Source organism: Alkalibacterium sp. f15, assembly GCF_049389645.1.
In the GTDB taxonomy this organism is placed as follows: Bacteria; Bacillota; Bacilli; order Lactobacillales; family Carnobacteriaceae_A; genus Alkalibacterium.
This window is the reverse complement of record NZ_CP186540.1, coordinates 1854154-1865967: the sequence shown is the minus strand read 5'-3', so window position 1 is coordinate 1865967 and position 11814 is coordinate 1854154. Positions and strand designations below refer to the sequence as shown.

13 protein-coding genes and 1 riboswitch are annotated in these 11814 nt (G+C 42.6%); of the genes, 2 read left to right on the top strand and 11 right to left on the bottom strand.

All coding sequences use genetic code 11. The annotated features are described in order from the left end of the window. Positions 1–58: 58 nt before the first annotated feature. On the top strand, positions 59–946 hold the full coding sequence (locus ACO1PF_RS09070) for a LysR family transcriptional regulator (RefSeq protein ID WP_423188733.1): 888 nt from the start codon (positions 59–61) through the stop codon (positions 944–946). 216 nt (positions 947–1162) lie between these two features. Here the strand turns inward: ACO1PF_RS09070 and ACO1PF_RS09065 are convergent, their stop codons facing one another. Together ACO1PF_RS09065 and ACO1PF_RS09060 are read right to left on the bottom strand one after the other, a co-directional pair. Next, on the bottom strand, positions 1163–1348 hold the full coding sequence (locus ACO1PF_RS09065; protein WP_423188732.1) for a PspC domain-containing protein: 186 nt from the start codon (positions 1346–1348) through the stop codon (positions 1163–1165). A gap of 71 nt (positions 1349–1419) precedes the next feature. Next, complete coding sequence (locus tag ACO1PF_RS09060; RefSeq protein ID WP_423188731.1) at positions 1420–2325, bottom strand: CorA family divalent cation transporter; 906 nt, start codon at positions 2323–2325, stop codon at positions 1420–1422. Between the two features lie 242 nt (positions 2326–2567). Here ACO1PF_RS09060 and ACO1PF_RS09055 point away from each other — a divergent pair, with 242 nt between their 5' ends. After that, entirely contained in the window at positions 2568–3290 is a 723-nt protein-coding gene (locus ACO1PF_RS09055; protein ID WP_423188730.1) for a hypothetical protein, read from the top strand. 41 nt (positions 3291–3331) lie between these two features. On the opposite strand, the gene ACO1PF_RS09050 is transcribed toward ACO1PF_RS09055, so the two are convergent. The 9 genes from ACO1PF_RS09050 to ACO1PF_RS09010 all read right to left on the bottom strand — a co-directional run bounded on the left by ACO1PF_RS09050 (position 3332) and on the right by ACO1PF_RS09010 (position 11800). Next, a complete protein-coding gene (locus tag ACO1PF_RS09050) occupies positions 3332–3991 on the bottom strand; it encodes an HAD family hydrolase (protein WP_423188729.1) in 660 nt (219 codons plus the stop codon). Then, positions 3991–4455: a 6,7-dimethyl-8-ribityllumazine synthase gene (gene ribE / locus ACO1PF_RS09045; protein WP_423190537.1), complete on the bottom strand. Its 465-nt coding sequence runs from the start codon at positions 4453–4455 to the stop codon at positions 3991–3993. Before ribE ends, ACO1PF_RS09050 begins: the two co-directional genes overlap by 1 nt. 64 nt (positions 4456–4519) lie before the next feature. Next, positions 4520–5713 carry a bifunctional 3,4-dihydroxy-2-butanone-4-phosphate synthase/GTP cyclohydrolase II gene (locus ACO1PF_RS09040; protein WP_423188728.1) on the bottom strand — a complete coding sequence of 398 codons (1194 nt, stop codon included), beginning with the start codon at positions 5711–5713 and terminating at the stop codon, positions 4520–4522. Between the two features lie 18 nt (positions 5714–5731). After that, complete coding sequence (locus tag ACO1PF_RS09035; protein ID WP_423188727.1) at positions 5732–6385, bottom strand: riboflavin synthase; 654 nt, start codon at positions 6383–6385, stop codon at positions 5732–5734. After that, entirely contained in the window at positions 6386–7483 is a 1098-nt protein-coding gene (ribD, locus tag ACO1PF_RS09030; protein ID WP_423188726.1) for a bifunctional diaminohydroxyphosphoribosylaminopyrimidine deaminase/5-amino-6-(5-phosphoribosylamino)uracil reductase RibD, read from the bottom strand. 220 nt (positions 7484–7703) lie between these two features. After that, positions 7704–7817: riboswitch (FMN riboswitch) on the bottom strand. A gap of 50 nt (positions 7818–7867) precedes the next feature. Beyond that, entirely contained in the window at positions 7868–9082 is a 1215-nt protein-coding gene (locus ACO1PF_RS09025; RefSeq protein WP_423188725.1) for an acetyl-CoA C-acetyltransferase, read from the bottom strand. 123 nt (positions 9083–9205) lie between these two features. Continuing rightward, a complete protein-coding gene (locus tag ACO1PF_RS09020) occupies positions 9206–10024 on the bottom strand; it encodes a MetQ/NlpA family ABC transporter substrate-binding protein (protein ID WP_423188724.1) in 819 nt (272 codons plus the stop codon). A 47-nt stretch (positions 10025–10071) separates the two neighbouring features. Next, positions 10072–10776: a methionine ABC transporter permease gene (locus tag ACO1PF_RS09015; RefSeq protein WP_423188723.1), complete on the bottom strand. Its 705-nt coding sequence runs from the start codon at positions 10774–10776 to the stop codon at positions 10072–10074. Beyond that, positions 10766–11800 (bottom strand): methionine ABC transporter ATP-binding protein, encoded by a 1035-nt coding sequence (locus ACO1PF_RS09010; RefSeq protein ID WP_423188722.1) that lies wholly within the window; start codon positions 11798–11800, stop codon positions 10766–10768. The genes ACO1PF_RS09015 and ACO1PF_RS09010 overlap by 11 nt, the downstream gene beginning before the upstream one ends. Between the last annotated feature and the right edge of the window lie 14 nt (positions 11801–11814).

Below are 11814 nucleotides of genomic sequence, written 5' to 3'. Positions count from 1 at the left end.
GCCATGTTATAATTACGGTAGAAAAGAATGTGGAAAAAGAAAGAAGGCGTAACACTAGATGCTGGATTACCGTTATCAAACTTTTTTAATGGTTGCAAATGAACTCAATTACACTAAAGCAGCAAAAAAATTATCGCTTAGTCAACCAGCCGTTACAAAACACATTCAATATATCGAACACCACTTGAATATCAAACTGGTCAATTATCAAGACAGACAATTAACGTTGACCCAGAACGGCAAATATTTAAAAATTAAAATAGAAGCGTTAGTAGCTGAAATTGAAGATATCAAGTCTCATCTATCGGGAGAAATACCCACGTGCCAGTTCACACTGGGAGCTAGCCGAACGATTGGAGAGTACTATATTCCTTCCTATACCGAACTCCTGAACATTCCTGATTTGAAAATCGATTTAGTTGTCGATAATACGACCCAATTATTGAAATTGCTCGAAGAAAACAAAATAAATTATGCTTTCATTTCTGGACCTGTCGATACAGATAAGTATTGTACGCGCAGCTTTTATCGTGACAGTGTGGTTCTAGTTTGTGCGCCTGAACATCCACTAGCCGGTAAAACCGTAGAATTAGCAGATTTATTTTCTGAGAACTTATTATCACGTGAACAAGGTTCTGGTGTGTGTGATAGTGTCGAACATTTTATGCATAAGCAAGGACTCTCCTGTAATCAGTTCAAGCAAAAAACACGGATCGGTAATATTGCTCTATTAAAAAATTATATCGCAGAAAACAAGGGTATCGGTTTTCTTTATGCTATATCTGTTATCGAAGAACTTGAGAATCAGACCCTTGAAACGATTACCATCAAAGATGCTTATCTCTATCAAGATTTTTATTTGGTGTGTGACAAGACAAACTACAAAAAAAGTGACGTTGAAAAAATCATTCATTTATTCACAAAAAATTTAGATTCTTACATCTAACTGGATCTCTAAATAACATCGTTTTATCTTCCATGAGAAACTACACGAACTCTTATATATAATTAAAATGACTAGCAGAATAAATAAAATTAAAAAGCGTTCACCAGCTGAATTATAAACAGCTGGTGAACGCTTTATTAAATCCCAATCGGATACAGCAAAGACTATCCGGGATCAGGCTTTTACTTTTATACCTGCTTCACTATTTTCCAAGAACTACTCTTCACCCTCATTGGGGATAATGATCGCCAGAATAATATAAAGAATAAAATCCAACGGCGAGAGTATGACAAACAACACTCTCACTAATAGTGATGAAATGCCGAAGAATTCTGCAATACCTCCACATACGCCAAATAACACACGATCATTTGAAGACTTTCTTAATTTATTTCCAGCCATTTGAAGCCCTCCTTATTTTGCTATTACTGGTAGTTTAACTCAAAACAGACCATTCTTCTAATAGGACCCCTTTATTTGAATTCTTTTTTCTTCAGCCACCAAGCGGTCACCATGCCTAATAATATTGCAATCAAAATGACTATCCACGATTCATAGGGTGTCTCTCTTCCGATCAATCCCCCGGTATTGATGCCAAACAAACTAAAAATCAAGGTCGGAATTGAAATAACCAGTGCCCATGTCTGTAAATATTCCATAATCGTATTGAGTTTGTTGTCGATACTATCCGAAAGCAGTCCGCTCGTCGATTCAATGAGATCCTTGTATAAATGAATGCGGTAATGCGCTTTCTTTAAAGCTAACCTAATATCTTCTCTGTAATTCACACTCAAATTCATTTTCACCAAGGGATGGCTCAAAAAACGATTAAAGCTTTCTTCATAATCATCCAGTCGACTCGACATAATAACAACTTCTTGTTCCAAAGCTGTTAATTGCAACAGCACATCCCGGTTCGCTTTTAATTTGGTCTGATTTTCCACATCCACAATACGTTTCTGAAGCTTATCCAGGACAAGTGAGAGCTTTGCATATTCTTCCATAATATTATCGTATATATAATTTATGGGTGATAAGGTTCTCTCTATTGCTGATACGGCTTGTTCGTGATGGTTCTCTTCGGTCCAAATCAGTATCATTCTCGACGTAAAATAACTCGTTAACGAATGAGTGGCCGTACTCAAACTAGAAAAATCTTCCCCTTTCCAAAGAGGAATATGAAGGATAAATCCTTCTTCATTTAAACTCGTATAATACGAGTGAAAACTTGCCATTTCTTTTTCCTGTTTTCGTTCAAAAAATGGTGAAGGCAATCCCAGCTCATTGATTAGCTTTTGATGTTCAGCAGAGGTTGGATTGCTCAGCACTACCCAATTACGCTCGATTTGATCTTCTACTCGCTGCCCTTTAGTAAGCATCTTTAATCCTCACTTTCTTAAAAATGAGATTCATTTGTGTCATTATTTATGTAACAGCGTACTTTGATGCATTCGCTTTAGTTATAGCATACTCTTTAGAACACAAAACGTCATCCTTTTTGTATGTATTTATGCAACAACGGACGATAGTCGTTTTTTTAGTGAAAATAAGGTACACTCTAGGTAACTTCATATTATATAGACGAAAGGTGGGAAGTGTCAGCGTTGTCTGACGCGACTTTATGCTTTTATCCGGCTTACTTATGCTAGCTTTTGTACTGATTCATTTTTTCTCTATTCATTTGAAATTTCAAAAAATCGGCCTGCGCCGTTTCATCTCTTTTTCTGCTGGTGTCGGGATTTCCTATGTTTTTGTGCATTTATGGCCTCAGGTCGCGCATTCTCAAGAAATAGCTGAACAAGAGATATACTGGCTCGAAGGGCACGTCATGCATTACGCCTTGTATATAGTGGCGCTTAGTGGTTTGGTGCTTGTTTATACATTGGACCGTCTCATTGCGCGGGCATATGAAGTCGAAGAGATCACAAAGCCTAACGTGATCGAATCTACCCTCTTTTGGGCACATATCGGCTTCTTCTCACTCTATAACATGATGATCGGGTACTTGCTTACGCACCTCGAAGATATGGATACGTCTCTTCTCGTCTTCTTCATCGCGTTCTCTCTTCATTTCATCACCAATGACTGGGGGCTCCGCCTTCACCATGAGGAAGCCTATGATCATTACGGTAGGCATTTCCTGTCTTTAAGCATTTTTGCAGGGTTCCTTATCGGCCAATGGACCGATTTCCCAGAATACTTTATTGGAAGCGTGGAAGCTTTTGTGACAGGAGCCATGACCCTGAACGTAGTGAAACACGAGCTCCCTTCTGAACGGGAAGGCAATTTGGAAGGGTTCTTAGCTGGAGTTGTGAGTGCAGGTTTCCTCTTCGTGCTACTATAAAAGGCATGACCAGAATAAGAATTCTGATCATGCCTTTTCCATTAAAGATACTTTTTCAGTTCACTTATATCCTCAATCAAGATATCTGCTTGTTTGAGTTCTTTCGCTTGACCAAACCCGTAGGAACAACCGATCGCATAGGTTGCGTCCAGCTCTCCCACTTCAAGGTCCTGATGTCTATCTCCGACAACCACATAATCAGCCGGATACTTATCTTTCAAGCCTCTGACTATTTCCTTCTTGGACTTTTTAAACTCATACATCTCCGTGCAGTACATAGCCGTAAAGTAGTCTCTTAAATTAAACATCTCAGCGTGCGATTCCATGTAGTCAATGGAACAGTTACTCAAAAAAATCAACGTGTATTTTCCCTTTAAATACGCCAGTGTTTCTAGGGCATTCGGATATAAATATGCTTCACGCCTGCTGATTTTTTCCACCATTGTCTGTCCGATGATTGTCGATGCTGCTGTTTTATAAGGTTCTTCTAAATGGGGCATAAACAGCTCCCACATTTCTTTTTTACTATAGCCTAGCCATTGTGTGATTTCATTATCCTGAAATTTCTTTTCAGGGGCTTTGTCATGGTCCACAAGATAGTCGTACGCCTTCATAAAGGCCGGAATATAGATCTTGCTGCTGTCGTGAAGGGTGCCATCATAATCAAAAATAATGGTTTTTACATTTTTCAAGTCTTTCATTAAGAAAGCTTCTTCAATAAGTTTGCCATTTCTATAGCACCAACGGCTACATCAGAACCTTTATTACCCGCTTTCGTTCCGGCACGTTCGATGGCCTGTTCGATCGTGTCCGTTGTCAACACTCCAAACATCACGGGTACGCCCGTACTGTCTGATGCTGAAGCGACGCCTTTAGCTACTTCTGAACACACGATATCGTAATGTGAGGTTGCGCCTCTTATCACTGCACCCAGAGTTATGATGGCATCGTAACGATCGGAACCCGCCATTTTTTTAGCAACCAGTGGAATTTCATATGCGCCGGGGACCCAGGCGACGTCGATATCTGATTCGTCTACACCGTGTCTTCTCAGTGTATCGACGGCTCCTTCAAGTAATCTCGATCCGATAAAAGCATTGAACCTCGCTACAACTATTCCTATTTTCAAATCTTTTGCGATCAACTGTCCTTCGATTGTATTCATTATTGTCATCCATTCCTTCCAATTTAGGTTTATATTTTGTATTTAAACTCTTGTGCATTTTCTTTTAAAGATCTAAATAATGACCAAATTTTTCTTTTTTGGTAGTGAGGTAATGTCTATCCTCATCATGTATTTTACTTTGAATAGGAATTCGCTTTTCTATTTTCATCCCATAGTTATCCAGCGTAGCTACTTTCAACGGGTTGTTCGTCATCAAGTTTAAACGATTGACACCTAGATCATCAAAAATTTGTTTGCATTCATAATACTCTCTAGAATCTACTGGTAACCCAAGCAACAAATTGGCATCGATCGTATCGTGTCCTTGATCTTGTAATGCATAAGCTTTGATCTTATTGACCAGGCCAATGCCTCGTCCTTCCTGACGCATATAAACTAAAACACCCCGACCTTCTTCAGCGATTTTTGTCAAAGCCGTATCTAGCTGTTGTCCGCAGTCACATTTTTTCGAACCGAAGACGTCGCCAGTCAAACATTCTGAATGAATTCGGCATAGTACCGGTTCGCCATCAGACACATCTCCTTTGACTAAAGCGACATGATGTTCACCGGTGAATTTATGCTGATAGGCATAAATATCAAAGTCACCGTATTTAGTAGGTAATTTAGCTTTTGATTCTCTAAAAATGAGCTGTTCGTTTGCTTTTCTGTACTCGACCAAGTCAGTGATCGTTCCGATTTTCAACTGGTGTTCTTTGGCAAGTTCGATCAAGTCGTCTCTTCGAGCCATTGAACCATCGACTTTCATGATTTCACAGCATAACCCTGCAGGTTTCAATCCTGCCAAGCGCATCAAGTCGACCGTCGCTTCAGTATGACCGATTCTTGCCAATACCCCTCCATCGACAGCCTCCAGTGGAAACATGTGTCCCGGTCGTTTGAAGTCCTCAGGTCGACTGCCCTCTTTGACTGCTTTGATGGCTGTCATTGAACGTTCCATTGCCGATATGCCTGTCAGGGTATCTTTATAATCGATAGAAACAGTGAAAGCTGTCGTATGATCATCGGTGTTGTATAAGCTCATTTGAGAAAGACCCAGTTTTTTTGTGTAATCTTTCGTCATGGGCATACAGATCAATCCGCGCGCATATAATGTCATGAAGTTGACATTTTCAGGTGTCGCAAATTCAGCGGCACAAATAATGTCTCCTTCGTTTTCTCTGTCCTCATTATCGACGATGATCACGTTTTTCCCTTGTTTCAAATCTTCTAATAGGTCTTCGATTTTATCAAACATCTATTCACTCCTATCTTTTTATGAAAAGCCATTATTTTTTAAAAGTGCTTCTGTTAATGGATTTTTTTTAACGTCTTTTTCCGGAGATAAACCTAAGAGTTTTTCGACATATTTACCTATCAAATCAACTTCTAAATTAACCTTGTCGCCGGTCTTATGTTTAAGTAGAGTCGTCTCTTCAGCGGTATGCGGGATGATCGAAACTTTGAAGTCTTTGTCGGATACTGCTGCTACGGTCAAGCTGATACCGTCAATAGCAATCGACCCTTTTTCAATAACATAGCGCAACACATCCGGACTCGCCTGAATCGTTACCCAAACCGCATTATCATCTTTTCTATATTCAGAGATGACGCCCGTTCCGTCAATGTGACCACTGACCATATGTCCGCCTAAACGGGTTTGTAAATTCAGTGCGCGTTCAAGATTGATTTTACTGCCGCTGGACATATCACCTAAAGACGTCCGGTTCAGTGTTTCCGACATCACGTCTACGGTGAATGAGTGCTCCGTCATACTGGTAACGGTCAAACAGATACCATTGGTCATGATGCTGTCTCCAATTTTAGTATCTGCCATCACCTTGTTGGCTTTGATCGTCAATGTGCTTGATCGGGCACCTTTATTTATGTTTTTCAGTTCTCCGATTTCTTCTACAATACCTGTAAACATTTAGCTTCCCTCCATTATATAGCCTTCTATAAATATATCTTCGTTTAATTGTGTGACTTGCATTGATGTAATAGCGAAGGCGTCTTTCATAGTTTCCACGCCTCGACCCATGATTGGTGAGATGGCATTGGCGCCCCCTATTATTTTTGGGGCAATATAAATGTTTACTTTGTTGACGATCCCCGCTTCCAAAGCTGCCGCATTCAGTGTGCCTCCACCTTCAAGCAGGATACTATCGATTCCTTTTTCACCGAGTAAAGCCAGTGCCTTTTTCAAGTCCACTTTCCCGTTGTGTTCAGGAACGATGAGAACGTCGACGCCTAATTTTTCTATCTCGTTTCGCATGCTCATCGAGGCGTGTTCTGTGGTAATGACCAGGGTTGGCGCCTCGTCCTGATTCATTAAAACATTGGATTCAAGTGGGATGCGCAGCTCACTGTCCAGGACGATCCGGGTTGGATGAGTGTAACCGGGTATACGGCAAGTGAGTAGCGGATCATCTTTCAATACGGTTCCTATCCCCACCATAATACCCGAGAGATAGCCTCTTAACTGATGCGCGTGTTCTCTCGACTGCTCGGAAGAGATCCATTTGGACTCTCCTGTTGCCGTGGCGATCTTACCGTCTAAAGACATGGCATACTTCATCAAGACAAAGGGCATTCTCGTTGTGATATATTGATTGAATATTTCATTTAATTGATTGCTCTTTTCTTCCAGGACTCCTTCGATGACTTCGATACCGGCTTTTCTCAGACGCTCGAGTCCTCTACCGGAAACCAGCGGATTGGGATCCGTCGCTGCAACCACTACTTTTTTAAGTTTCTTTTCAATGATCAAATTTGAGCAAGGCGGTGTCTTGCCGTAGTGTGAACACGGTTCAAGCGTGACATACATGGTCGCCCCTTCGACAGATTCTGTGGCCGAACGGATCGCATTGACTTCAGCATGGGCCTCGCCCACTTTTTCATGGTAGCCTTCCCCAATGACCTTCCCGTCTTTGACGATGACAGCACCGACCATGGGATTGGGTGACGTAAAACCTCTACCTTTTCCAGCTAATTCTAAAGCACGTTCCATATATTTGATATCCATCATAAAATCCTTTCACGGCATTAAAAAAGCCCTCAATCTTTTCAGATTCAGGGCAACACAAATATATTTCCTGTCACACTTACGAGACTCTCCCTATTTATCAGTAGAGGAGTGTTGCTATATAAAAATGCCCTGGAATAAAAATTCCAGGGCATTCAAAATACAACGTCAGTTTAACTAAAAAATCCGTTTGGATCATTTAGACTCATAGTTGTGTCATTTATACTGTCTTCTTTCATCCAGACTATACTGTCGGCTTCGGAATTTGACCGAATCTGCCTTGCGGCTCGTGGGCTTTACCACCGGTAGGGACTTACACCCTGCCCTGAAGACTATTTAGTTTTCTCAACTCAATAATATATCGGGGCCGACCACTTGTCAACATGTTTATTCTGAATCTGTATTTTTAACGAGGACCGCGACACCCATACCGCCACCGATGCAGAGCGATGCCAGACCATACTTCAACCCGCGCTGTTTCAGGGCATGAATCAGTGTCACTAGAATACGGTTCCCACTGGCACCCACGGGATGGCCTAAAGCGATCGCTCCCCCGTTCAGATTCGTGCGTTCGAGCATGTAGTCTTTGCTGACGTCAAAGGCATCAGTTATTTCTTTCAAGACGCCCAAACTTTGTGAAGCGAATGCTTCATTCAGCTCGAAAATATCGATATCTTTGAAGTCGATGCCAGCTTTTTTCATCGCCTGCTTGATCGCCGGCGTCGGACCAAGTCCCATAACAGAGGGATCCACACCACCCTGGCCGACGGCTACAATTTCAACTAGTGGTTTCAAACCGTTCGCTTTCATGTATTCTTCGCCAACGATTAAGGTGGCGCTGGCGCCATCGTTAATACCGGATGCATTTCCGGCCGTCACAGACCCGTCTTTTTTGAAAGCCGGACGCAGGCTGTTCAGCTTGTCTTCCGTCGTTTTACGGTTAGGGTATTCATCCGTATCGACTACAACTGTTTCGCGACGGACGCTGGTTTCCACCGGAACGATTTCGTCCTTGAATGAGCCGTTATCTATCGCTTCGATTGCGCGTTTTTGAGACGTGATCGCAAAACGATCCTGCTCTTCACGGGTGATACCATAGCGTTCGACAATGTTTTCAGCCGTTACCCCCATATGATAGCCTTCAAAAGCATCGGTCAAGGCATCATCCAGCATATGGTCGCCCACTTTGTATTCAGCCATCTTGTGTCCCGCACGCGTGCTGCCGGGAATAAGGTAAGGTGCCTGACTCATGGATTCTGTTCCGCCGGCAACGATTGCCTGATACTCTCCCGATTTGACACCCAGATACGCATTGATCACGGTTTTCAGACCACTGCCGCAGACCATGTTCAACGAATAAGCGGGAACTTCGACTGGAATACCTGCCTTGATCGATGCCTGACGGGCAACGCCCTGCCCTTGTCCGGCTGGCAAAACGTTCCCCAGCACCACTTCGTCGATGTCTTCGTGTCTGATCCCGCTTTGTTCGAGCACACCTTTGATTGCATAGCTGCCAAGTTCTGACGCTGACACATCTTTCAAAGCGCCTAAGAATGAACCGATCGGCGTGCGTTTTGCACCTGCGATATATACTTTACTCATCTAATTACTCTTCCCTTCGTCTAGCTCTTACTCTTTCCTTATCTCCTATTTTAAAGAAGCCAGGAAGGAAGTAAAGATAAGCATCGAATCTTTGGGGAAATTTAATCTTTACAGTTTTATCTGTTACTCATCCACTGGAAGGACAGCGCCATCCCATGTTTCCAGGATGAATTCCTGCGTTTCTTCTGAACGTAACACTTCGACGAGTTTGGCAATGCGTTCATCATTTTCGTCTTCTGAACGGACGGCAATGATATTGGCATAAGGTGATGAAGTGTTTTCCAAGGCAATAGAGTCATCAACTGGGCTGATTCCCTGGTCAACTGCGAAGTTGGAGTTGATAAAGAACAAGTCCCCTTCATCTTCTGCATAAAGTGTTGGCAGTAGAGCCGCATCGTATTCATATTCAAATTGCAGATTGAGGTCATTTGCAGTGATATCATCAAAGGTAGCATCCACCAATTCAACCGAGTCATCGACTTCGATCAGTCCGGCATCAACCAGGACACTCAAGACACGACCGTGATCGGCGACACTGTTACTGGTCAGAACGGTTGCCCCTTCAGGTAAGTCGCTTAAATCATCATAGCGGTTAGAATAAGCCCCCAGTGGTTCCAAATGAATGCCCCCAGCGTTGACGAAATCGTAATTATTCTCTGCCACTTGTCCTTCGAAATAAGGCACATGCTGGAAGTAGTTGGCATCCAAATCGCCATCAGACAGAGCTAAGTTTGGAATGACATAATCATTGTAGGTCTCGATTGTTAACTCGATCCCTTCTTCTGCCAACAGAGGTTTTGCAAATTCTAAAATTTCGGCATGTGGGACATTCGTTGCCCCAACCGTCAAAGTCTGTGACTCTTCAATACTTTCTTCTCCGTTACCACATGCTGCTAATAGTAAGGCACTGCTTAAAAGAACTATCCCATTAATTTTTTTCATCATCTTTCTCCCCTTAATTCTTATTTTTCATTTTTATAAATCCTTTATTACCGTTTATCAATTTTTGTGACCCATGTGTCTCCGATAAATTGAATAATGAACACGATGAGTAAGATGATCACTGTCGCTACGAGAGTGACGTTCGGGCGACTGCGTTGGAACCCTTCTAGATAAGCGAGATTCCCTAAGCCACCTGCACCGATCACACCTGCCATGGCTGTGTAACCTACAAGTGAAATAGCTGTGACTGTAATGCCTGCAACAATATTTGGCAGACTTTCCGGGATATACACTTTTTTGATGATTTCCCATTTGGTTGAGCCCATCGCTTCAGCGGCTTCGATGACCCCTTTATCCACTTCTCTCAAACCGGTTTCAACCAGTCGTCCATAAAACGGTGCGGCTGACAAGATGAGTGCAGGTAAGCCCGCAGTCGGTCCTGTCATACTTCCCACTATCGCTTTTGTAAAAGGTATCAGCAAGACAATCAAAATGATAAAAGGAATCGAGCGAAACACATTGACTAAAAAGGCGACAACTTTATATAAAATGACGGCGAATGTTGACGAACTGTTTCGGGTCTCATACAATAGTAACCCGAGCAAGATCCCTAAGAAAAAAACAGCGATAACCGAAATACTGGTCATGTAAAGTGTTTCTCTCGTTGCGACCCAGACCCGGTCCCAGGCGATCGATTCAAAATCTAAATAGTCTAGAAAGATATTTCCCGTTTGAATTGTATTAGTCAGCATGTCCGAGCACCTCCACTTCGATTGGATACGTAGCCAGTAAATTTAAAGCAGCCTGACGTTCGTCCTTTGTCCCGAGCAGCTGCACCACTAGCGTCCCCATCGGTACTTCATGCGTGGACTGGATGCTGCCTTGAATGATATTAACGTCGACCCCAGTCTCCCGACTGACCTGCGTGATGATCGGTACGTTCACGTTTCCGCCTTCAAACAGGAGCTGGACGATATTGCCGTCCGGGTAGAGTGCCTGCAGTTCTTTTAAAGCTTCTAATGTTTCTTTGCTGTCGATCTCCCGGTCTTGTTTGACAAAACGCTGGGTCACCGGATGTTTGGGATGCTTGAAGACATCTAAAACCAGCCCTTCTTCAACAATGACGCCTGAGTCCATCACAGCGACGCGGTTACAAATTTTTCGAACCACTTCCATCTCATGTGTGATCAAAACGATCGTGACGTTCAGTTCTCGATTGATTTTTTCAAGCAGCTCCAACACTTCATCGGTCGTCTGCGGATCCAAGGCACTCGTAGCTTCATCACTGAGTAGCACTTTTGGATCGTTCGCTAGTGCTCTGGCAATACCGACACGCTGTTTTTCCCCTCCACTCAATTGTGCAGGATAGGCATTCTCCTTGCCTGACAATCCAACCAGTTGAATCAAGTCTTTCGCTTTTTTGATGCGTTTTTCTTTATCTGCTTTGGCAATTTCCAGCGGAAACATCACATTTTCTAGCACCGTTCGACTCCAAAGAAGATTGAAGTGCTGAAAAATCATACCGATCGAATGACGTTCCTTCCGAATCGCTTTTTTATTTAGTTCGGATAATAGTTTGTCCTCCAGTTGCACCGTTCCTGCTGATGGTAATTCCAGTCCGTTTATCAAGCGAAGGAGCGTACTCTTACCTGCTCCTGAATAACCTACAAAGCCAAAAATTTCACCTTTATTTATGGTTAGATTCACTTCTTTAACCGCTTCAAAACGACCGGCCTTACTTTCATATGTTTTATTAATTCCCTTTAATGTAATCAATCGTCTCACTCCTT

Bases quoted from the DNA above. Each gene is read 5' to 3' on its own strand.
- ribD (WP_423188726.1), bottom strand. From the start codon at position 7,483: ATGATGGATATCAAATATATGGAACGTGCTTTAGAATTAGCTGGAAAA.
- ACO1PF_RS09040 (WP_423188728.1), bottom strand. From the start codon at position 5,713: ATGTTTGATAAAATCGAAGACCTATTAGAAGATTTGAAACAAGGGAAA.
- ACO1PF_RS09020 (WP_423188724.1), bottom strand. From the start codon at position 10,024: ATGAAAAAAATTAATGGGATAGTTCTTTTAAGCAGTGCCTTACTATTA.
- ACO1PF_RS09025 (WP_423188725.1), bottom strand. From the start codon at position 9,082: ATGAGTAAAGTATATATCGCAGGTGCAAAACGCACGCCGATCGGTTCA.
- ACO1PF_RS09070 (WP_423188733.1), top strand. From the start codon at position 59: ATGCTGGATTACCGTTATCAAACTTTTTTAATGGTTGCAAATGAACTC.
- ACO1PF_RS09055 (WP_423188730.1), top strand. From the start codon at position 2,568: ATGCTTTTATCCGGCTTACTTATGCTAGCTTTTGTACTGATTCATTTT.
- ACO1PF_RS09050 (WP_423188729.1), bottom strand. From the start codon at position 3,991: ATGAAAGACTTGAAAAATGTAAAAACCATTATTTTTGATTATGATGGC.
- ACO1PF_RS09060 (WP_423188731.1), bottom strand. From the start codon at position 2,325: ATGCTTACTAAAGGGCAGCGAGTAGAAGATCAAATCGAGCGTAATTGG.
- ribE (WP_423190537.1), bottom strand. From the start codon at position 4,455: ATGAATACAATCGAAGGACAGTTGATCGCAAAAGATTTGAAAATAGGA.
- ACO1PF_RS09015 (WP_423188723.1), bottom strand. From the start codon at position 10,776: ATGCTGACTAATACAATTCAAACGGGAAATATCTTTCTAGACTATTTA.
- ACO1PF_RS09035 (WP_423188727.1), bottom strand. From the start codon at position 6,385: ATGTTTACAGGTATTGTAGAAGAAATCGGAGAACTGAAAAACATAAAT.
- ACO1PF_RS09065 (WP_423188732.1), bottom strand. From the start codon at position 1,348: ATGGCTGGAAATAAATTAAGAAAGTCTTCAAATGATCGTGTGTTATTT.